Annotated in this window: 14 protein-coding genes and 3 pseudogenes; 12 read left to right on the forward strand and 5 right to left on the reverse strand. The window is 39.7% G+C overall.

Translation table 11 applies throughout. From position 1 onward, the window contains the following. Both FNW02_RS32060 and FNW02_RS32065 read left to right on the forward strand, forming a co-directional pair. Positions 1–248 (forward strand): annotated as a pseudogene (locus FNW02_RS32060) (PIG-L deacetylase family protein); the annotation flags it as partial. Further along, on the forward strand, positions 245–835 hold the full coding sequence (locus FNW02_RS32065; RefSeq protein ID WP_191761481.1) for a class I SAM-dependent DNA methyltransferase: 591 nt from the start codon (positions 245–247) through the stop codon (positions 833–835). The pseudogene FNW02_RS32060 and the gene FNW02_RS32065, both read left to right, overlap by 4 nt. A 316-nt stretch (positions 836–1,151) precedes the next feature. Here FNW02_RS32065 and FNW02_RS32070 read toward each other — a convergent pair whose 3' ends face one another. After that, on the reverse strand, positions 1,152–2,381 hold the full coding sequence (locus FNW02_RS32070) for a glycosyltransferase family 2 protein (protein WP_191761482.1): 1,230 nt from the start codon (positions 2,379–2,381) through the stop codon (positions 1,152–1,154). Positions 2,382–2,623: 242 nt separating this feature from the next. Here FNW02_RS32070 and FNW02_RS32075 point away from each other — a divergent pair, with 242 nt between their 5' ends. Both FNW02_RS32075 and FNW02_RS32080 read left to right on the forward strand, forming a co-directional pair. Then, positions 2,624–2,794, forward strand: a complete 171-nt coding sequence (locus FNW02_RS32075; RefSeq protein WP_191761483.1) for a hypothetical protein — start codon at positions 2,624–2,626, stop codon at positions 2,792–2,794. 19 nt (positions 2,795–2,813) lie between these two features. After that, positions 2,814–3,317, forward strand: coding sequence for a GNAT family N-acetyltransferase (locus FNW02_RS32080; protein WP_191761484.1), 504 nt, complete (start codon positions 2,814–2,816; stop codon positions 3,315–3,317). A gap of 198 nt (positions 3,318–3,515) precedes the next feature. Here FNW02_RS32080 and FNW02_RS32085 read toward each other — a convergent pair whose 3' ends face one another. Genes FNW02_RS32085 through FNW02_RS32100 form a run of 4 tightly spaced genes read right to left on the reverse strand, consistent with a single transcriptional unit; the run spans position 3,516 to position 6,168 of the window. Beyond that, the gene (locus tag FNW02_RS32085) at positions 3,516–4,787 is read right to left on the reverse strand and encodes an ATP-grasp domain-containing protein (protein WP_191761485.1); all 1,272 of its coding nucleotides are present in this window, start codon (positions 4,785–4,787) and stop codon (positions 3,516–3,518) included. Positions 4,788–4,843: 56 nt separating this feature from the next. Beyond that, on the reverse strand, positions 4,844–5,809 hold the full coding sequence (locus FNW02_RS32090) for a protochlorophyllide reductase (RefSeq protein WP_191761486.1): 966 nt from the start codon (positions 5,807–5,809) through the stop codon (positions 4,844–4,846). Positions 5,810–5,861: 52 nt separating this feature from the next. After that, positions 5,862–6,041, reverse strand: coding sequence for an alkaline phosphatase D family protein (locus FNW02_RS32095; RefSeq protein ID WP_225226055.1), 180 nt, complete (start codon positions 6,039–6,041; stop codon positions 5,862–5,864). Further along, complete coding sequence (locus FNW02_RS32100; RefSeq protein ID WP_191761487.1) at positions 6,007–6,168, reverse strand: hypothetical protein; 162 nt, start codon at positions 6,166–6,168, stop codon at positions 6,007–6,009. Before FNW02_RS32100 ends, FNW02_RS32095 begins: the two co-directional genes overlap by 35 nt. A 532-nt stretch (positions 6,169–6,700) precedes the next feature. On the opposite strand from FNW02_RS32100, the gene FNW02_RS32105 reads away from it, so the two are divergent. The 8 genes and pseudogenes from FNW02_RS32105 to FNW02_RS32135 all read left to right on the forward strand — a co-directional run bounded on the left by FNW02_RS32105 (position 6,701) and on the right by FNW02_RS32135 (position 20,858). Continuing rightward, complete coding sequence (locus tag FNW02_RS32105; protein ID WP_191761488.1) at positions 6,701–7,240, forward strand: chorismate--pyruvate lyase family protein; 540 nt, start codon at positions 6,701–6,703, stop codon at positions 7,238–7,240. Between the two features lie 291 nt (positions 7,241–7,531). Then, positions 7,532–9,073: a class I adenylate-forming enzyme family protein gene (locus tag FNW02_RS32110; protein ID WP_191761500.1), complete on the forward strand. Its 1,542-nt coding sequence runs from the start codon at positions 7,532–7,534 to the stop codon at positions 9,071–9,073. Next, the gene (locus tag FNW02_RS32115; protein WP_191761489.1) at positions 9,070–9,324 is read left to right on the forward strand and encodes an acyl carrier protein; all 255 of its coding nucleotides are present in this window, start codon (positions 9,070–9,072) and stop codon (positions 9,322–9,324) included. The genes FNW02_RS32110 and FNW02_RS32115 overlap by 4 nt, the downstream gene beginning before the upstream one ends. 77 nt (positions 9,325–9,401) lie before the next feature. After that, positions 9,402–12,761, forward strand: a pseudogene (locus FNW02_RS32120) (non-ribosomal peptide synthetase); the annotation flags it as partial. A 1-nt stretch (position 12,762) separates the two neighbouring features. Then, positions 12,763–12,912, forward strand: a pseudogene (locus FNW02_RS40275) (TubC N-terminal docking domain-related protein); the annotation flags it as partial. Positions 12,913–12,936: 24 nt separating this feature from the next. Beyond that, positions 12,937–14,082: an SAM-dependent methyltransferase gene (locus FNW02_RS32125; protein WP_225226058.1), complete on the forward strand. Its 1,146-nt coding sequence runs from the start codon at positions 12,937–12,939 to the stop codon at positions 14,080–14,082. Between the two features lie 177 nt (positions 14,083–14,259). Further along, positions 14,260–17,739: a non-ribosomal peptide synthetase gene (locus FNW02_RS32130; protein ID WP_225226056.1), complete on the forward strand. Its 3,480-nt coding sequence runs from the start codon at positions 14,260–14,262 to the stop codon at positions 17,737–17,739. Positions 17,740–17,747: 8 nt separating this feature from the next. Then, positions 17,748–20,858 carry a type I polyketide synthase gene (locus FNW02_RS32135; protein WP_431356833.1) on the forward strand — a complete coding sequence of 1,037 codons (3,111 nt, stop codon included), beginning with the start codon at positions 17,748–17,750 and terminating at the stop codon, positions 20,856–20,858. Positions 20,859–20,959: the final 101 nt, after the last annotated feature.

The raw sequence follows: 20,959 nt of genomic DNA on the forward strand, positions 1-20,959 counted from the left end.
GATTGATTGAGTATCCAATTTGGGATTGGGATCAAAAGCAACGGCAGAACCTACCGGAATCTTTGAAGGTGACAGCTTGGCGGTTGCACACTAGTACAGTAGTGGAGTTGAAACAGCAAGCGATCGCCGCCTATCGCTCCCAAATCACAGACTTAATTGATGATGATCCAGCAGGCTTTCGTTTAACTGCTGAAATGTTAGCGAATTTCACTCGTCCTTGGGAAGTTTATTTAGAGGAAACCCGATGAACCCATTACAATCCGACTCTTTACCACCCAGCTACTTCGATAAACTCTACAGCGAAGATCCTGATCCGTGGAAGTTTGAAACAAGCGAATATGAAGCTAACAAATATGCTGCCACAATCGCATCTTTGCCCAAAGAACGCTATCGTTCTGCCTTTGAAATTGGTTGTTCTATTGGTGTTTTGACGCAGCAGTTACAAAAGCGTTGTGATTTGCTGTTATCAGTTGATGTGTCAAAATTAGCACAAGATAAAGCCATTGAGCGCTGCAAAGGTATAGAGCAAGTCCGCTTTGAGATTATGCGCGTACCAGAGCAATATCCTGATGAAATGTTTGATTTGACCCTAGTTTCAGAAGTTGGTTACTACTGGGGATTAGAAGACATGAAAAAAGCCAAGCAATGCATTCTGGAACACTTGGAACCAGGAGGACATTTACTTTTAGTTCATTGGACACTTTATGCTCGCGATTATCCTTTAAGTGGGGATGAAGTTCACGAAGCGTTTTTTGAGTTGACTCCAGATAAACTGCGACATTTAAAAGGTCAACGAGAGGAACAATACCGACTTGACCTGTTCGAGCGAATTTGAAATTAAAGGTTATACCAATTTAAAAAAAGAATGTGACAGATAGACCATGTAGAGACGTTGCATTGCAACGTCTCTAGCAAATGATTTGTTGCTCCGCGTCTATGCGTCCTTCTGGTGCGTCCGCTACGCGTTGGCGGAAGCCTCTGTCTACGACACGCTACGCGAACGTAGAGAAGGCGGCTCGTAAAAAAATTGAATTTTGACAAAGAGTTTTAGCCTTAACACCAAAGACTTTTTGTAAAAATGTGGATAAAAGCAAAAGTAACCACAGATAAACACCGATATTTATCTGTGGTTCGATTTAACAAATCTCGACTTATGCAAGAAGTCTATTAGAAGACCCCAAACGCAAAAGTTCAAGGCGCGATCGCAAATCCTGAATTGCTTGCTCAATCTCCACGCTTTTCCAGCGAGAAGACCAAATTCCCTCTTCTTGCTGACGTTGTTCAACTTGTTCTAACAACTCACCAAAGGTATAAGAATGCTTGATTTTTTGAACGAGCCACCGCGCTGAAACGCCCAGCGTGTCTGCCAAAGATACTACACACCTGTGAGTTGGCTGATAGCCATTGAGAACGCACCACCACATCACTCGTAATTGGCGACGTGTAGTAAAACGAGTTTCAATAGCTGCTGCTGGCTCTACTAAAAATGATTGCTGTTGTTGTCCCATTTTTGCCCATTTACTCAACTGATTCGCCAAACCAATATCTGTGCGTCCGGTTTGTCTTGCCGAAGTTACTACACGTACTAGCGGACTGTGGCGAAAACGAGCATTTATCCGCACTAAAGCACGGTAAAACGCCACATCTTCAGGAGTTCGCACGGGTGGCAAGCCTCCTGCTAGTGCATAGATCTGGGCTGTTACTGCCAAACTTGCGCCATAGTGTTGATAGTGACGGGGAAAGCTGTCGTAGGGGTCGGGGTCGAGGTAAGTTTCCAATTCAGCAATTAAGTAGCGGTAGCCGACTTCACGCAGATGGCAAGCTCTGGCGTAGGGGTCTAAAGCTGCACGACTGTTGTGATCAGTGATAATTCGCCCCCCTACAGCATCAGCACCGCAGGCGATTTCGTATAGGTTAGCAGCAATCCAAGTTGGGCTAACTTGTGAGTCGCCGTCGGTTGAAGCAATTATCCCTCGTTTACGCCCTAAACTGCACAGGCGACGGTATGCCTCATCCATCAAAATCTGGCGCACTCGACCAATATAAGCTTCTTCAGTAGGCAGAGTTTTTTCAACGACATGCAACGCTAAGTCTGGATGTTGTTGAGCAAAATTTCGAGCGATCGCAGCTGAATTATCACTACAATTATTTGCCAATAAAATTACTTCGTAGCGTCTGAGATCTAAACGTTGTCCTTCTAGATCAACTTGATGTAGCAAAGCCCTAAGGGTTGCTGCCAATGTCTGCGCTTCATTACAAACTGGAACAATTACGCAGACTTCACAATACTGTGATGGCGGTGTTTGAACTAAATGGGAAAAGTTCTTTTGGAGTTGTGCAGCCGGAAAGTCAGCAGCAAAAATCAAGCGCTTACTCTCCATAAAAACCATTTTTCCAACTCCAGGAAATCAGACACATATTCATTTAATACTCAAAAATTATTAAGATTTATAAACTTATTTTGGATATTTTATCCTTTAGTTTCAATCTATCTACAGCATGACTCAGTCCTGATTCAAACTCTGTCAACAGATACAATCGAAGATTATTAACTTGTTTCTACTAAAATAATTACCAAGAATGTTTGACAGTAAATTTCAAATGCTTGAAATAGCGATCAAATATGATCCACAACCCCCCTTTTAACAACGGTTCTTCCCAAACGGCCCCAGCAGATATACTTGCTCGTATTAGTGAACAACATGATTCCCGACTTTTTAGTAAAGTCGGGAATCTGAGTCTTGCATCTCCTAAACTTGATATCCTTATACCAGAAGGTCAAACAGGCATGTAATCTCAATGCTAGTCCTGATATGAGCGCTAACAAAATATCTCTTCGACCTGCTGAAGAAACAGATGCGTGGCCAATGAGTGCAATTCATATTGCTGCCATTAAAGCTTTGCCGCCAACTTTATACACCGAGAAAGAACTGTTAGCCTGGCGAAATTACCGTGACAAGCCCGATGGTTCAAATATCTTGAGAAGTATGAAAGTCGAAACTTTCTGGGTTGCTGTCGAGCGTGATAGAGTCACAGGATTTGCTAGTTACATGGTAGATGAACTTATCGGACTATATGTGCATCCTAAATATCAAGGTAAAGGAATAGGACGCGCTCTAGTTGGACATTTTTGCAACGAAGCAGCTAATCATGGTATGGATAAAGTGATGACAACCGCTAGCCTTTATGCTGAAGGATTTTATTTGCGACAGGGATTTATTGCCATCCAAAGAGCGCCTCATCAATTAAGAAGTTGCATAATTGTTCCAGTTACTAAGATGAGTAAAACATTATCTGATACTAATCTAAATTCGTAATAGTCTACGCCTACGTATTCAACTACTTTAGTGGTTTCGCTCCAGCAGTTTATTCTTTGCGTTACTTCGCGGTTCCCTCTGTGTTCCTCTGCGTTTTTCTAATTTGATTACTAGAACTAGCCCTTTCAAGCAGACCATACTAGATAACTGTATACTTTTCGCAATAGCTAAACTACTTTTAAGTTCGGTAAATACTGTTTAACCAAACCACCGCAATCCCTTATCCTGTAAAATCTTCTCAATCTGCTCCATTTCTTTGATTGTCTCTCCAGCAACAATGCCGTAAATATCAGTGTAGATTGTTCCGTATTTAACCGACTCTTGAGCTGACAGAATGATAAAATCTTTGCGATCAAGTTCCGATTTTAAGGTTACTAGAATTGAGTCTAAAGCTCCAGCCATGCGATAACTACTCGAATATTTAGCAACTTCCTTTCCTAGTCCTAATAGGGTATGACGTTGTAAGCAGAGTGGAGTCGAGCCATTAACTCGAAAATTGGCATCGATCGCATAAAGCTGTCCATCTTGATTTTCTAGCACATCGAAGCCAATAATACCAAAATAACCCTGCTGGTGAGCATACTGACCGATGGCGGCAATCATCTCAAAAAACCTGCTCATATCGAATTGGCGGTAGTGAATCAGTCCGCCTAAATAGTTACCTTCTGGGGTGACGAGTTGGCTTGTAGTGCCGATGAGCGTTATATCTCCCGCCTTGCTAACATAAAATTGTACGCAGTAATTCTGTACAGTATTCTTAATAAACTCCGAGACAATAATTGTATTCAACAATTTAATATCAAGGTATTTCCTCACTTCTTCAAAGCAGTAGTTCAAATCACTAACGCTTTTGATAATGTAAGTGCCTTCTCCTGAAAGTCCGTGAGACGTTTTGATCAAGTATGGGAATTGTGGTAACTGAATGTCTTCCAGACTGACTTGATGAAGATTGTAGCTCTTGTATTTCGGACATTGGACTCCCAACTCGACTAGCGTCGCTTTGTCCAGCAAATGGTAGTGGGTGTCTGGCTCAACAGCGTGTTTTTCTTTGTGCAGACTATCAAAAGGAAACAGAGTCAGGAGTTTATCAAAACGTTCGCTTTGATTGAGATAATCCAGATAAAGCGAACGCTGCATCACCTCCATGTTGCTATAGCTGAAACCAAAATGCTCCCGCCAGTAGTCAACCAGCAATTTTCGCGGTGGACTAATAACAACTCCCGGAATAGCATCGCCTAGCACAGCTAGATTTTTCCAAGGTTCCTTCTGGCAAATCTTATCGTAGGATGTTTTACTAGCTTCATCATTGCCATCTTGAATAAAGTATTTTTTCGTATTAGGGTAAGCAGCCCAACTGGCAGTCGCCGGGTAATTTAAGATGAACGCATAACGCGCATCTGTGATGTCTTGAGCAAAAAGATCACAAAGAGAACTTCCTTGAAAGTAAGGAAAGTCATATTTTAAGTTCATACTAAATTAGTCTTGCTTTCTGTGAGAACTTGTGAATTATTAACAATTTTGTCCCACTAGGCAAGTCCAACCAACTTTTCGCTCAAATCCCACATGCGCTTGGCTTTATCATCATCGCTTGCTTCCTTAGAAACATCTTGAACAAACGACTTACCATTTTTTTTCTGCCGATTTCCCCAGCTCCAATACGTACCAGATTGGCTATATTCTGAATCAGCAACCACGGCCGCGACTCGCTCCCCAGCCAACTCTTCAGATACAAAGCCACCAGTAATGTACTTCTGGAAAACTGGAAATATTTTCTGAAATAGGGGATAGTGATTTCGGAATAAAGCTGTTGTTGCAACACATCCTGGATACAGAGAACTGAAGGTAATCCCGGTAGATTCGTGATAGCGTCGATGCAACTCACGCATAGTCAGCACATTACAAACTTTGCTGTCCTTGTAAGCTTTTACAGGCTCAAATTTTTTGCCATCAATCATTGATATCGGCTGCTTAAATCCTGCTTCAAAGCCTTTAAGATCTCCTAAGTCTGGACGCGGCGGAATTTTCCCACCAAGCTCCTTGGGATTGTGCGTGACAGTTCCCAAAATTACCAATCTCGGCTTTGAAACTGATGCTTTTTTCAGATCCTCAAGCATGAGGTTACACAGCAGAAAATGGCCAAGGTGATTTGTCGCAACGCTCAACTCAAATCCCTCTGGGCTTCGCAATGGCTCCTTTAACAAAGGCATATAAATCGCGGCGTTGCATACCAAAGCGTCTAGAGGCCTGCCAATTTCTCTGAAGTTCTTGACAAACTGTCGCACACTCTCTAAACTAGCCACGTCGAGAAGCATTACTGTGTAGCTGTCCTTTGACATTCCTACAGATTGAGCAGCTTTCTCTGCTTTCGCCAGATCCCGACAGGCCATTACTACATGCCATTGCTCAGTTTGGGCAAGAGCTCTCGCCGCCTGCAAACCTACTCCCGATGATGCGCCCGTAATTACGACTGTTGACTTCTGATGTTGGTTCATTTCAGATTGAGATAACACCGCCAGATCATTATTCTAAGGCTTTGAGGATGCGTTAGAGGAGTATAGTTATCTTTTCCCCGGACGAAGCTAAAGTACATGCAGGCGCATCAGCACGGCTCACCGTTATAACAATACGCAGGTAAGTCTGCCAAAGTTCATAGTTAAGGTTAACTCGGAAATAGCCACGGCGATCGCCATTAAAAAACTTGATGTGTGGGTTGTCTGGAATCATTAAGCCGTAGTCGGGCAATTATCTGCCTGCCGAATGCCAGCAGATATAGTCCTTGAGCGATGGCGTAATAGCCCACCGTAGGCGATCGCATCAGTCGAGTGTATTCCGCGCTGGAGGATACAGTCAAGAATTTATGCCAGTCATTGGGGAAGCTGACTCGTCCTTCTTATAACTCCTGAATTTTTGTCAATACGTAACTTATGTGATAACTGCAAAAAAAGTTACGGTGGCAATTATTATTTATTAACTTTTTTAAATATTTTAATTATCCGCTTAACTGCCTTAACTATCTTAACTGTCTTAACTGTCTATTTAATTATCCGCTTAACTGTCTTAACTGTCCTAAATGTCTTAACTGTCTTAATTGCTTATTAAATTGTTTACTTAACTGTTCACTTACATTGTCTTACATGCTATTGCATTTTTTTAATAAATCTGAGATTCTTTGGAATAGTTTGATAGTTTTTTAGAAAAAGTAGTATATATGTTATGTTTGAACAAAGCAATTTATTAATAGTATTGACAACATAAACGATATCTAAAACTGTTGCATATTTTGGCTTTGGATAACATCAATATACTTTCTTGGGCAAAACTATTCTGATAAGTAAGAGTTTTATAACTTCTTTAGCAACACAAATAGAGTAAGATATTAGAATATGCAGGCATCATTAATAAATAAGCATATTAATCCAGTTAACTTAAGTCCTTTTCAAAGAATTCTACTAACAAGTGATGGCACATTGACAGAAATATTAGAAGCTTATTTATTAGAAAAAATTCAGTTAGTAAAATTATCAGAAACATTACTCAGAGTTACAAAATATGTTCCAGCTTTAGACTTGGATATTGACACTGAAGTAATTGAAAGAAAAATCTTATTACAAGGCAAGATTAGTCTAAATAACTTTATTTACGCTGAATCCATAATTGTCCCTGAAAGATTAGATGCCGAGTTCAAGTCCAGACTAATAAAATCGCAAGAACCAATGGGTAGGCTCTGGTTAGAACATAGGCTTGAGACATTTAAAGAAATAATCGATTCAGCTATAGAAATAGCTGAGGACTTATCTGAATTTTTTAATATAGGAAGAGAAGACAAAATGCTTTCTCGTACTTATCGAGTTTTTTCTAACAAAAAGCCCATAATAATGATTACTGAAAAATTTCCAGAAAGCTACTTTCCTAAAAACTTTTAATTATAAAAATGCGTCGGGAAAACCCATGCCTTCTAGGGATAGGATGAAAGAGGCCCTAACGCCGTTAACAGTCAACAGTAAACAGTCAACAGTAAACAATTAACGTAAAATCTCATCCCCTTTTAGTCTTTCGACTACACTCAGGGCTAACGGTGAGCGAAGCCGAACCGTTAGGGGTAAGATGAGCTTAATTAATCCCTAATTATGCAACTTATGGGCAGCAAATAGCTGTAATATATAAATAAATATGGAGTTGTTTAAGTATGTATATTGTTAACATCTGAGGTTATAATGTTAGAAAAAAGACTTATTGAGGTTGTAAAAAAATATCCAGATAAAACTGCGATCGCTTATGACAAATTAAGGATTAGCTATCAAGAACTTTATGCTAATATCAAAAATTTAAGTACCTATTTAAAAACAATTGGTATCGCCCAAGGTGACTGCATAGCATTAGTTTTGCCTAATAGTCCAGAATTTGCGATCGCCTTTTACGCTACTGCCAAACTGAATGCTATAGTTTTGCCAATCAATCCCCTCCTCAAAGAAGAAGAACTCAGCTTCTACATTATTGATAGTAATCCTAGTGCAATTATTACCAATAGTGATGGAGCAGATATCAGTCGTAAAATAATTTCAAAAATAGACAAAAAAATAGAGTTAATTATCCTTAATGATACTTGTCTACTTACTAAAGAAGTAGATAACTCAATAATTATAGAAAGTACCTCTACTTTTAAAGATGATGTGCTTTATCAATATTCCTCTGGTTCTACAGGTAGACCTAAAAGAGTATGTAGAACTCAAAATAACTTATATAACGAAGTTATAAACTTTACTGAAACCACTAATATATCTCCAGCAGATAATATTTTATGTATAGTGCCACTGTATCACGCACATGGGTTAGGAAATTGCTTATTAGCTGCTATACATAATGGCGCAACTCTGGTGATTTTAGAACAAGTTTCACATCAAGGAAAAACCATTGAAGTGCCATTTGTTTTTAGACGTTCGAGGGTATTAGAACTTATAGATAAAGAAAAAATTACTATTTTACCTGCTGTTCCTTATATTTTTAATACTCTAGCAGAAACACCAGATGATACTCAAGTTGATGTTTCCACACTAAAACTATGCTTTTCTGCTGGTAACTTTTTATCAAAAGATATTTTTGATAAATTTCTTCAGAGATTTGGCATTCCGGTGAGACAACTTTATGGTTGTACGGAAGCTGGTTCTATTGCGATTAATCTAGATACAAACTTAAAAAATACATATAGTTCTGTAGGTTGTCCTTTAAAAAATATTGACATTAAAATTATTGATGATGCAGCAAAAGAACTCCCAACTGGAAGTATTGGAGAGTTAGTTATTAAAAGTCAAGCATTGACTAGAGGATATTGTAATAATCCAGAACTAAATCAACAGGTATTTCAAGATGGCTCGTTTTTCACTGGTGATTTAGGTAAGAAAGATGAAGTCGGGCGTATTTATATTACTGGTAGAAAGCAAATTTTCATTGATACAGGAGGTTACAAAGTTGACCCATTAGAAATAGAAAACATTTTGACAACTCATAATCAGGTTAAAGAAGCAGTTGTTGTTGGCATCAAAGGCTTGTTTGCAGGAGAAATTATTAAAGCGGTTATTGTACCTCAAAACCAAAATATTTGTGACGAGAAATGTATTTTATCTTACTGTAAAGATAGATTAGCTGATTTTAAAGTACCAAAAATTATTGAATTTCGTGACGAAATTCCTAAAAGTCCATTAGGCAAAGTATTAAGGAAAAACTTAATTGATAATTTTTCAGAAACTATAAAATCATGAGAAGCATTGATTCAATCGAACAAAAAACTAAAAAAGTTGTTTTAAGTGTTTTATCAAATAATATTAATAGTGAAGATTTTTCAGAGTACAGCAATCTTTTTGGCATGGGTCTGGATTCTGTTAACGCTATGGCACTAGTTCTAAAACTACAGAATACTTTTAATATTAAATTTGAAATTAATGATATTAATGTAGAAAACTTTCAAAGCATAGTAACTATTGTGAGGCTGATCAATAAAAAGCAAGGCTGATAATTTTTAGAAACAGGCTTTCTTGCAAAACTAAAGACTCCAGCATATCCCTAAAGACCTGAAGAAAGAAGACTAAAATGAGCTATTCTGCTGAAATAAATTCATTAGAACCAAACAAGCCAGCAAAAACAGGGGAAAATATCTGGCAAGCGATCGCAAGCATTCTCGAATTACAAAATCAAGCTCCAGCTTTGATGCCTGTATCTCGGAATAAACACTTGCCTTTGTCTTTTTCTCAAGAAAGATTATGGTTCCTTTACCAGTTACAGTCAGATAGCTCTACCTATAATGTTTCCTTTGCTTTTCGCCTTCAGGGTTTACTCAATATTTCCGCATTAGAGCATAGTTTCAATGAGATTATTAAACGCCACGAAACATTGCGAACTACGTTTTTAGCTTCCCAAAACAAACCTGTTCAGGTGATTTCTCCCAGCCTAAAATTTAAGTTACCTGTAGTGAATCTTCAGGAACTTCCTGAAAAAGAAAGAGAAACTCAAGTTTTGCAACTGATCAAAAATGAAGTTCAACAACCCTTTGATTTAGAGCAAGAATTACTGTTGCGGTCTTCCTTAGTGCATCTGGATGAAAATGAATATGTCCTACTCCTGAGCGTCCACCATATTGCCTTTGATGGTTGGTCTGAAGGTATTTTGTGGCGCGAACTGACAACTTTATACACAGCTTTTTCCACTCTTCAGCCCTCTTTCCTGCCTGAACTGCCCATTCAGTACGCAGACTTTGCCGTTTGGCAAAGACAGTGGTTGCAAGGTCAAGTCATGGACACTCAACTAAACTACTGGAAGCAACAATTAGCAGACGTGCCTCCCCTGCTAGAACTGCCTACCGACCGAGTGCGCCCACCAATACAAACAAACCGCGGCAGTATCAAGCATTTTCAACTAGATGAGCATCTGACTCAAAAACTCAAAAGCCTTAGCGAACAGTCAGGCGCAACCTTATTTATGACTTTGCTAACTGGCTTTGTCATCCTACTATCGCGCTACAGCAATCAACAAGATATTCTCGTCGGTTCCCCAATAGCCAACCGCAACCGTAGTGAAATAGAATCTCTCATCGGCTTTTTTGTCAATATTTTAGTATTGCGTACTGACGCTTCTGGAAATCCCAGCTTTTGGGAGTTACTGCAAAGAGTACGCCAAGTAGCTTTGAACGCATACTCTCATCAAGATGTGCCATTTGAGCAAGTAGTAGAAGCTTTACAGCCAGAAAGAAACCTTAACTACTCTCCATTGTTCCAGGTGATGTTCGTTTTGCTGAATACGCCGCCTGGAAAATTGGAATTGCCTGGTTTATCTCTAACTCCCTTAGAAATAGAAAACCCGACAGCTAAGTTTGATTTAACCTTGTTGATGACGGAAACTAAGCAAGGACTAAGTGGAAGTTTAGAGTACAACTGTGACTTATTTGAGAAAGCTACAATTACCCGGATGGTCGGGCATTTTGTGACCTTGCTAGAAGGTATTGTTGCTAACCCAAAAGAGCGAATTTCGCAATTACCGCTGCTGACACAAGCTGAGCAGCATCAGTTATTAGTTGAATGGAACGATACTCAGGCAAAATATCCTGCTGATAAGTGCATTCATCAGTTGTTTGAGGCGCAGGTTCAACGTACCCCCAATGCTGTGGCGGTAGTGTATGACAATCAACAACTTACCTACCAGCAGTTGAATACTCGTGCTAACCAGTTGGCGCATTACTTACGCTCATTAGGTGTGGGAGCTGATGTACTGGTGGGGGTGTGCATAGAACGCTCTTTAGAGATGGTAGTAGGAATACTTGGTATTCTTAAGGCGGGTGGAGCTTATGTGCCACTTGATCCTGAGTATCCCCAAGAGCGTTTGAGCTTTATGCTCGAAGATTCTCAAGTTAAGGTATTGCTGACTCAACAGCAATTAGTAGAATCTCTGCCTAAACATCAAGCGCGTATTATCTGCTTAGACATCGATTGGGAAAAAATAGCTCAAAACAACCAGTCAAACCCTCTAAATGAGGCAACAGCCGATAACCTAGCATACGTCATCTACACTTCAGGTTCCACAGGTAAGCCCAAAGGCGTTTTAGTCAACCACAATAATGTAACTCGTCTGTTTGCGGCCACAGACGCTTGGTATAACTTCAATCAAAATGATGTGTGGACAATGTTCCACTCTTATGCATTCGATTTCTCTGTTTGGGAGATTTGGGGTGCTTTGCTGTATGGTGGACGGCTGGTAGTAGTTCCTTACTTGGTGACGCGATCGCCTGAATTATTCTACCAGTTATTAGCTCAAGAACAAGTCACAGTTCTTAATCAAACACCCTCAGCCTTCCGCCAATTAATTCAAGCCGAACAGTCAGGTTTAACCACTGGGGAATTGAATTTGCGCTTAGTAATTTTTGGTGGAGAAACCTTAGAACTCAAAAGTTTACAGCCTTGGTTTGAGAGACATGGCGACACCTCACCCCAATTAGTGAATATGTACGGGATTACGGAAACCACCGTACACGTCACTTATCGCCCATTGAGCAAAGCCGATTTAAATCACACCGCTAGTGTAATTGGTCGTCCAATACCCGACTTACAAGTGTATGTGCTAGATGAATATAAAAAACTAGCACCAATAGGCGTTCCAGGTGAGATGTATGTTGGTGGTGCAGGTGTGACACGTGGTTATCTCCATCGTCCAGAACTGACAGCAGAAAGCTTTATTTATCATCCTTTTAGCGAAAATCCCCAAACGCGACTATATAAAACAGGGGACTTGGCGCGGTATTTGCCCAATGGCGATTTAGAGTATTTAGGACGAATTGACAATCAGGTAAAAATCCGGGGCTTCCGCATTGAGTTGGGAGAAATTGAAGCATTACTGGCTACTCACCCAGCCGTTTGGGAAAGTGTGGTGGTGGTGCGGGAGGATGAACCGGGGGACAAACGTTTAATTGCTTACGTGGTATCGAATAGAGAACAATCTCTCACCATCACAGAACTACGTCAGTTTTTGAAAGCAACGCTACCTGATTACATGATTCCAAGTGCTTTTGTAATGCTGGAATCCTTACCCCTGACATCTAACGGTAAGATAGACCGTCACGCCTTACCTGTCCCAGAGTCACGTGAGGGACTAAAGGTAAGTTTTGTAGCCCCGCGCACCCCGGAAGAAGAAATTTTGGTAAAAATTTGGGCTGACATCCTGAAAGTAGAACAAGTAGGTATTCACGATAACTTCTTTGAACTAGGAGGAAATTCCCTGTTGGGGGCGCAAGTAATTTCGCGATTGCGCGTTGCTTTCTCTATTGATTTGTCTTTACACCGTTTATTTGTATCTCCTACTGTAGCTGAGTTAGCTCATAACATTGAGGTGCTGCGAATTGCAACAGAAGATGAAGATACTTTGATGATTGATACAGAAGAAGAATACGAAGAGGGGTGTTTATAAAGTGACAACAGTTGAATTTTTAGCTTCACTCAAAAGTTTAAGCATCAAAATCTGGATTGAAAATGATCAACTACGCTATCGCGCTCCTAAAGGAGTAATGAAATCAGATCTCAAACAGGAATTGGTGGAGCGGAAAACAGAAATAGTTAGATTTCTCAAACAAGCAAAAGATGTGATGGGCGACAAACGTTTAGTAACTGATGTCGTTCCTCAAAGAAATTTACAGTCAATATCTCAGGAAGAATGCGAAAAGCCTAATCAAATTGAACTATGGCCATCATTAGCAGAATTCTTTGTGTATGACGAGTTTTTATACTACGTTCTCACCAACGATCGCCGCAGAAATCACAGCTACAAAGTGGCTATTAATCAGTTAGTCAAAGATAAAGTAGTTGTCGATATCGGAACAGGTAAAGATGCAATTTTAGCTAGATTTTGTGCTGAAGCTAATGCACGGAAAGTCTATGCAATTGAAATGAGTGAAAAATATTACAACTCAGCCAAAGCTTGCATCAACAAACTTGGTTTAGCAGACAAAATCACCTTAATTTTAGGGGATGCAACCAAAGTTAATTTACCTGAGATGGCTGACGTTTGTGTTTCAGAAATAGTTGGCTCCATTGGAGGAGTTGAAGGCGCGGCATTAATTTTAAATAACGCCCGCAGATTTTTGAAAGAAGATGGAGTAATGATTCCGGCAAGAAGCATTACTAAAATTGCTGGTGTTTGTCTACCTGATGAGTTTTTGCAAAATCCAGGGTTTACGGAAATCCCAGCTTATTATACTCGTAAAATATTTGAGCAAGTTGGATACCCCTTTGATTTAAGGTTATGTCTGAGACATTTTTCCAAGTCCAGCATTATCTCCACTAGCTCGATTTTTGAAGACCTGAATTTCACAGGTATGATCGAACCAGAATATAGTCACGAAGTCAACCTCAGCATTTTAAAAGATTCAAGATTAGATGGCTTTATAGTCTGGCTCAATCTACACACTATAGAAGGGGAAGTTATTGATGTACTAGAGCATGAATATTGCTGGCTACCTGTATATTTTCCAGTCTTCTCTCCGGGAATTCAAGTTTCTCAAGGAGATAAAATTGAAGCAATTTGCAGTGGCTCGCTGTGTGAAAACAATCTGAATCCAGACTATAAAATAGAAGGTTACGTGATTAAAGAAACAGGAGAAAAAATAGAATTTAAATACTATTCATATCATTATAAAAATGATTTTGAACAAACACCATTTTATAAAACAATTTTTTCTCAATATGTATTTGAATCTAATATAAACAATTCTATCAAAACAGCAATAACTTAGTAAATACCACCTTGTGAATAGTAGATCTCTTGCATGAATCAAACTATGAACTACTAAACAGATAACTTTCTCGTTATTCTCTGCGCCTCTGTGCCTCTGCGTGAACCTTAAAATTCTTATTTTTAAATATTTGTGCAAAAAGTCTAGTGTAATTTACTAGTAATTCAGCAAAAGAACATGAATAAAAATATTAATAAAATAACAGTATTTGAATTTTTATCTTTACTAAACAGCTTAGATATAAAAGTTTGGATTGAAAACGACCAGCTGCGCTATCGCGCTCCCAAGGGAGTGATAACTTCAGCCCTCAAGCAGGAGTTGATAGAGCGAAAAAAAGAAATATTGGGTTGTCTTGAAGAAGCAAGAACCGAAAACAAATTAGCTTTTGAACCTATTTTACCTGTTGACCGAGATTGCCATTTACCTTTATCTTTTAGTCAACAAAGACTGTGGTTTCTCCATCAGTTAGATAAACAAAACTCTTTTTATAATGGCAATGTACAACTTCGGTTTATTGGTGCGCTAAACGTAACAGCATTAGAGCAAAGCATCAATGAAATTATCTGTCGCCACGAAGCTTTACGGACTGTTTTCTCAACAGTAGATGGATTGGCGGTGCAGAAGATTATCCCTACTTTAACTATCAACATCCCAGTATTGGATGTAGAAGGATTAGAAGAAGGTGAAATTCAACAACTAGTTACTAAAGAAATTCAGCAACCTTTTGATTTAAGTATCGCTCCTTTATTACGAGTTACTCTACTGCGCCAAGAAGTAGAATCTTACTTAATGGTCTTGACTATGCACCACATCATTATTGATGCCTGGTCAATGGAAATATTCTTCAAAGAGCTAGAAGTCCTTTATGATGCTTTTACTAAAGGACAACCAAATCCTTTACCAGAGTTAACGATACAATACGCTGATTTTGCCCTCTGGCAACGCCAATGTTTAACTAAAGAAGTTCAACAAAAGCAACTAGAGTACTGGAAACAACAGTTAGCTGATGCACCGCCCTTATTGGAGTTAACAACGGATTATCCGCGCCCCCCAGTTCAGACTTTTTCTGGTGCTACTAAAAGATTTCAACTCGAAAAGGATTTAACTTCTCAACTAGTAACCCTCAGCCAAAATTCAAGTGTCACTTTGTTTATGACTCTGCTGACAGCTTATACCGTTTTACTGTATCGTTACAGTGGTCAAGATGATATTTGTATAGGTTCGCCTTTCGCTAATCGCGATCGCCAAGAACTTGAATCACTCATCGGCTTTTTTGCCAATACTTTAGTTTTGCGTACCAACTTGGCAGGCAACCCCAGCTTTAACGAATTACTGAGTCGTGTTCGTGAAATGGCAATGGATGCCTATGCTCATCAAAATTTTCCCTTTGAAATGCTGGTTGAGGCATTGCAACCGCAAAGAGAACTCAGCCATACACCCCTATTCCAAGTAACGTTTGCCCTCCAGAATGCTTCCACATCTCCAGTAGAGTTGACTGGGTTAACTGTCACTTCATTGCCCACAGAAACTACAACTACCAAGTTTGATTTGACTTTATTAGTAGAAAATACTGCTGCTGGTTTGGTGAGTGTATGGGAGTATAACACTGATTTATTTAATACCAGCACAATTGAGCGCATGGCTGAGCATTTTCAGACATTGCTTGAAGGTATTGTTGCTAACCCAGAGCAGCAAATTGCCCAATTGCCTTTACTGACAAAAGTTGAGCAGCATCAATTATTAGTTGAATGGAACGATACTCAGACAGATTATCCCCAAGATAAGTGCATCCATCAATTGTTTGAGGAACAGGTTCAGCGCACCCCAGATGCAGTAGCAGTTGTGTTTGAAAATCAACAACTGACCTACCAGCAGTTGAACTGTCAGGCTAACTCTTTAGCGCACTACCTCAAGTCTTTAGGTGTGGGAGCAGATGTTTTGGTGGGTATTTGCGTGGAGCGTTCTTTAGAAATGATTGTGGGACTATTGGGAATTCTCAAAGCAGGTGGGGCTTATGTGCCACTTGACCCAGAGTATCCCCAAGAGCGCTTAAGTTTTATGCTGGCAGATACTCAGCTAAAAGTGCTGTTGACTCAAGAGAATTTAGTAGAGTCACTTCCTGAGCATCAGGCCCGTGTTGTCTGCTTAGAAACAGAATGGCAAAGCTTTAAGCAAGTAAATCAAGATAATCTCAACAGTACAGTCAGTTCCAAAAACCTAGCTTATGTGATTTACACCTCCGGTTCTACAGGTACACCCAAGGGAGTATTGGTCACACATCAAGCTGTAAATCGATTGGTCTTCAACACCAATTACATACAGTTAACACCCCATGACTGCGTTGCTCAAGCTGCAAATATTGCTTTTGATGCTGCAACTTTTGAAATTTGGGGAGCATTGCTGCACGGAGCAAAACTAGTTATTCTCAATCAATTTGTACTGCTTATCCCGAAAGAATTTGCTGTAAATATGCGCTCCCATGAGATCAGCGTCTTATTTTTAACCACAGCTTTATTCAATCAATTAGCCAGTTTTGTACCACAAGCATTTAGTTCTCTACGATATCTACTATTTGGTGGTGAAGCCGTTGACCCTAGATGGGTGCAAGAAGTCCTAGACAAAGGCGCACCACAGCAATTACTCCATGTCTATGGCCCAACAGAAAATACCACGTTTTCTACTTGGTATTTGGTAAAGAACTTACCAACAAAAACTGCAACTATACCCATTGGTCGGGCAATTGCCAATACACAAATCTATTTATTAGACCAAAACTTACAACCTGTACCGATTGGTATACCAGGAGAATTGTACCTTGGTGGAGCAGGATTAGCACGCGGCTACCTCAACCGCCCAGAGTTGACACAAGAGAAATTCATCCCCAACCCCTTCGGTGGAAGCAGGGGAGAAGAACGCTTATACAAAACAGGGGACTTAGCCCGTTATCTGCCAAATGGTAATATCGAATACCTGGGACGCATAGATAACCAGGTAAAAATTCGGGGCTTCCGCATTGAATTAGGAGAAATTGAAGCAGTACTGAGCCAACATGATGATGTACAAGTATCTTGCGTCATCGCCAAGGAAGATAGTTCAGGTGGTAGGTGCTTAGTCGCTTATGTAGTACCACATCAACAGCAGATACCCACAATTAGTGAACTGCGTCAATTCCTTTCTAATAAACTGCCTGGGTATATGATGCCATCTGCTTTTGTGATATTGGAGTCCTTACCTCTGACACCCAACTGCAAAGTAAACCGTCGCGCTCTACCTGACCCCGATTTAAATCAAGAACTATCAGATTATGTCATGCCAAATACAGAAGCAGAAAAAATTATTGCTGATATTTGGCAAAAAGCACTCTCATTAGAAAAAGTTGGAATTTATAATAATTTCTTTGATCTGGGAGGTCATTCTTTACTACTAGTAAAGATTAATCAGCAATTGCAAGAAACATTTGGGTTGGAAGTTTCAATAGTTGATATGTTTAACTACCCAACTATACATACTTTGAGCCAATACTTAAGTAATAAGAATTATCAAGAAAATGCAATTAAGCAAAATAATTATCGAACTCAATCTCATAGTGAAATTAAATCTTTAAGAAACCAACAATTGCAATCCAGACAAGAATATCGTTCCCAGAGAAAAAGGTAAAAATGACAATGAATCCAGTACATAAAAATCATGAATATAATAATTCTGAAATAGCCATAATTGCCGTTGCTGGTCGGTTCCCAGGAGCAAAAGACATCGAGTCTTTTTGGCAGAATATACATGATGGTGTAGAATCTATATCCAGGTTTACAGATGAAGAATTATTAGAATCTGGTGTCTCTCCAGATTTACTGAGTAATTCTAATTATGTAAAAGCTAATCCTGTTGTATCAGACATTGAATTATTTGATGCAAATTTCTTTGCTTATAGTGCTAAAGAAGCTGAGTTAATAGATCCACAACAACGCCTATTTTTAGAATTGGCTTGGGAAGCAACAGAAAAGGCTGGTTATGATCCACAAACTTACAATGGTTTGATCGGGGTTTATGCTGGTGTGGGGATGAATCATTATTTGATAAAAAATATCTACTCTAATCATCAATTATTAGAAACAGTTGACCCTCTTCAATTAATAGTTTCCAACGAGAAAGATTTTTTACCGACACGGGTTGCCTATAAACTCAACTTGACTGGGCCAGCAGTCAATGTGCAAACAGCTTGTTCTACTTCTTTAGTTGCAGTTCATCAAGCTTGTCAAAGTCTGTTCAATGGTGAATGTGACATGGCTTTAGCTGGTGGAGTTTCTCTAGGCATTCCCCAAAAAACAGGTTATTTGTATCAACCGGAAATGATCCTTTCTCCTGATGGACACTGCCGTAGTTTTGATGCAAAAGCCCAAGGAACTGTTGCTGGTAGCGGTGCTGGGATTGTGGTATTGAAAAGATTAAAGGATGCGATCGCAGATCGTGACCACATCCATGCAATCATTAAAGGTTCAGCCATTAATAACGATGGGGCAATGAAAGTCGGTTACACTGCTCCTAGTGTCAGTGGTCAAGCCGCAGTCATTGGCGAGGCTCAAGCTATAGCTGGTGTAGATGCCGAAACAATTTCCTACATCGAAGCACACGGTACAGCTACACCTTTAGGAGATCCCATTGAAATTGCCGCTTTAACTCAAGCTTTTAGGCAAACCACAGATAAAAAAGGTTTCTGTGCTATTGGTTCGCTAAAAAGTAACTTAGGACATTTGGATACAGCAGCAGGTGTTGCAGGTTTGATAAAGACGGTATTAGCATTGCAAAATCAAATGCTGCCCCCTAGTTTGCACTACCAGACACCTAATCCCAAAATTGATTTTGCTAACAGTCCTTTTTATGTCAATACAACCCTAACTGAATGGAAAACAAATAACACCCCTCGCCGTGCTGGGGTTAGTTCCTTTGGTATGGGAGGGACTAATGCTCATGTAATTTTAGAAGAAGTAGTACCAGTCAACAGTCAACAGTCAACAGTAAACAGTAAACAGTCAACAGTAAACAGTAAACAGTCAACAGTTAACAGTAAACAGTCAACAGTTAACAGTAAATATTTTCTGTTGTGTTTATCGGCTAAAACTGCGAATGCCCTTGAGCAGGCAACAACTAATTTAATTACACATTTAAAAGAGCATCCAGAACTGAACTTAGGCGATGTGGCTTATACGCTTAATAGTGGTCGTCGGGGTTTTAATTACCGACGAATGTTAATTTGTCAAGACTTAGAAGATGCGGTTGAAGCTCTCAGCAGTTTAGCAGTCCAACAAGTATTTACTAACTATACAGAGATTACTGAACGACCTGTTGTCTTTATGTTTCCCGGTCAAGGTTCTCAGTACGTCAACATGGCGCGGGAAATTTATCAAACCCAGACAGTATTTCAAGAACAAGTTGATTATTGCTCAGAAATTCTTAAACCTTTACTTGGGGAGGATTTGCGCCATATTCTCTATCCTAGCGAGTCAAAGATTGATGAAGCATCGCAGCAACTTCAACAAACCGCACTTGCCCAAAGCGCTATTTTTGTCATTGAATACGCCCTAACTCAATTATGGCAGTCATGGGGAGTGGAGCCACAAGCTGCGATCGGTCATAGTATTGGCGAATATGTAGCAGCAACTCTAGCTGGAGTTTTTTCTCTAGAAGATGCTTTATCTCTGGTAGCAGCACGCGGACAGTTGATGCAGCAACTTCCCACTGGCGCAATGCTTTCAGTTCCCTTACCCGCAGACAAATTAAAATTCTTACTGGGGCAAGAACTTTCTATCGCCGCGATTAATCAACCTTCGCAGTGTGTAATTTCTGGTTCAACAGCCGCCGTTGATGCACTACAAAATCAACTTGCTGCTCAAGGAATTGAGTGTCGCCGTCTGCATACATCCCATGCTTTCCATTCGCACATGATGGAACCAATCTTAGAGGCATTTAGACAGCGAGTTAGAAAAGTTACTTTAAATCCCCCAAAACTACCTTATATCTCCAACCTAACTGGTACTTGGATTACAGTCAGCCAAGCCACAAATCCTGACTATTACGCTCAACATCTGCGTTCTACAGTACTGTTTGCCTCTGGTGTAGAGAAACTATTGGCAACACCGGAGCAAGTCTTATTAGAAGTAGGGCCAGGACATACACTAATTACATTAGTCAAAAGACATCCAGACAAAACAGCCACACAAAGAGTCTTGAATTCAGTACGTCATCCTCAAGAAAAGCAATCCGATAATCATGTTTTATTAACCGCATTAGGTCAACTCTGGTTAGCTGGGGTTAAGGTAGATTGGTTTGGATTTTATAGTCAGGATGAGTATTATCGTCTTCCCTTAGCAACTTATCCCTTTGAGCGCCAACGTTATTGGATTGAACCACCAAAAAAACATAACGATGAGCCTCTCAAAACTCTATCTTCACCAAAGTTAGATAATTTTCAGCCAGAAAATATATCTGCGCTCTACTCTAGACCTAATTTGCCAAATTCTTATGTAGCTCCCCGCAATGAACTTGAAGAAAAAATTGCCAATATCTGGCAAGAATTATTAGGAATTCAACTCGTGGGAATCCATGACAACTTTTTTGAATTGGGAGGAGATTCACTAATAGGTGTTCAATTTATAACCCGATTACGAAATACTTTTTCTATTCAATTATCTGTAGCAAGTTTGTTTGAGTCTCCCACAATAGCTGACATATCACTAAAGCTAGAGCAACAAGAAATTGATAGAGAAGAAATCGCAATATGAATAAGCTCAAAAACCCTCCGCGCCCCTTCGCGTAAAACTCTGCGCTACTTTGCGTTTAAAAATAAAACATTTGGGATGCTCCCATCTACTAACCAGGTATG

The sequence above is a fragment of the Komarekiella delphini-convector SJRDD-AB1 genome, assembly GCF_014831675.1.
Taxonomy (GTDB): Bacteria; Cyanobacteriota; Cyanobacteriia; order Cyanobacteriales; family Nostocaceae; genus Komarekiella.

Excerpts from the sequence above, each read along its gene's own strand:
- FNW02_RS32065 (WP_191761481.1), top strand. The coding sequence starts at position 245 with ATGAACCCATTACAATCCGACTCTTTACCACCCAGCTACTTCGATAAA.
- FNW02_RS32070 (WP_191761482.1), bottom strand. The coding sequence starts at position 2,381 with ATGGAGAGTAAGCGCTTGATTTTTGCTGCTGACTTTCCGGCTGCACAA.
- FNW02_RS32075 (WP_191761483.1), top strand. The coding sequence starts at position 2,624 with ATGATCCACAACCCCCCTTTTAACAACGGTTCTTCCCAAACGGCCCCA.
- FNW02_RS32080 (WP_191761484.1), top strand. The coding sequence starts at position 2,814 with ATGAGCGCTAACAAAATATCTCTTCGACCTGCTGAAGAAACAGATGCG.
- FNW02_RS32085 (WP_191761485.1), bottom strand. The coding sequence starts at position 4,787 with ATGAACTTAAAATATGACTTTCCTTACTTTCAAGGAAGTTCTCTTTGT.
- FNW02_RS32090 (WP_191761486.1), bottom strand. The coding sequence starts at position 5,809 with ATGAACCAACATCAGAAGTCAACAGTCGTAATTACGGGCGCATCATCG.
- FNW02_RS32095 (WP_225226055.1), bottom strand. The coding sequence starts at position 6,041 with ATGATTCCAGACAACCCACACATCAAGTTTTTTAATGGCGATCGCCGT.
- FNW02_RS32105 (WP_191761488.1), top strand. The coding sequence starts at position 6,701 with ATGCAGGCATCATTAATAAATAAGCATATTAATCCAGTTAACTTAAGT.
- FNW02_RS32110 (WP_191761500.1), top strand. The coding sequence starts at position 7,532 with ATGTTAGAAAAAAGACTTATTGAGGTTGTAAAAAAATATCCAGATAAA.
- FNW02_RS32115 (WP_191761489.1), top strand. The coding sequence starts at position 9,070 with ATGAGAAGCATTGATTCAATCGAACAAAAAACTAAAAAAGTTGTTTTA.
- FNW02_RS32125 (WP_225226058.1), top strand. The coding sequence starts at position 12,937 with ATGGGCGACAAACGTTTAGTAACTGATGTCGTTCCTCAAAGAAATTTA.
- FNW02_RS32130 (WP_225226056.1), top strand. The coding sequence starts at position 14,260 with ATGAATAAAAATATTAATAAAATAACAGTATTTGAATTTTTATCTTTA.
- FNW02_RS32135 (WP_431356833.1), top strand. The coding sequence starts at position 17,748 with ATGAATCCAGTACATAAAAATCATGAATATAATAATTCTGAAATAGCC.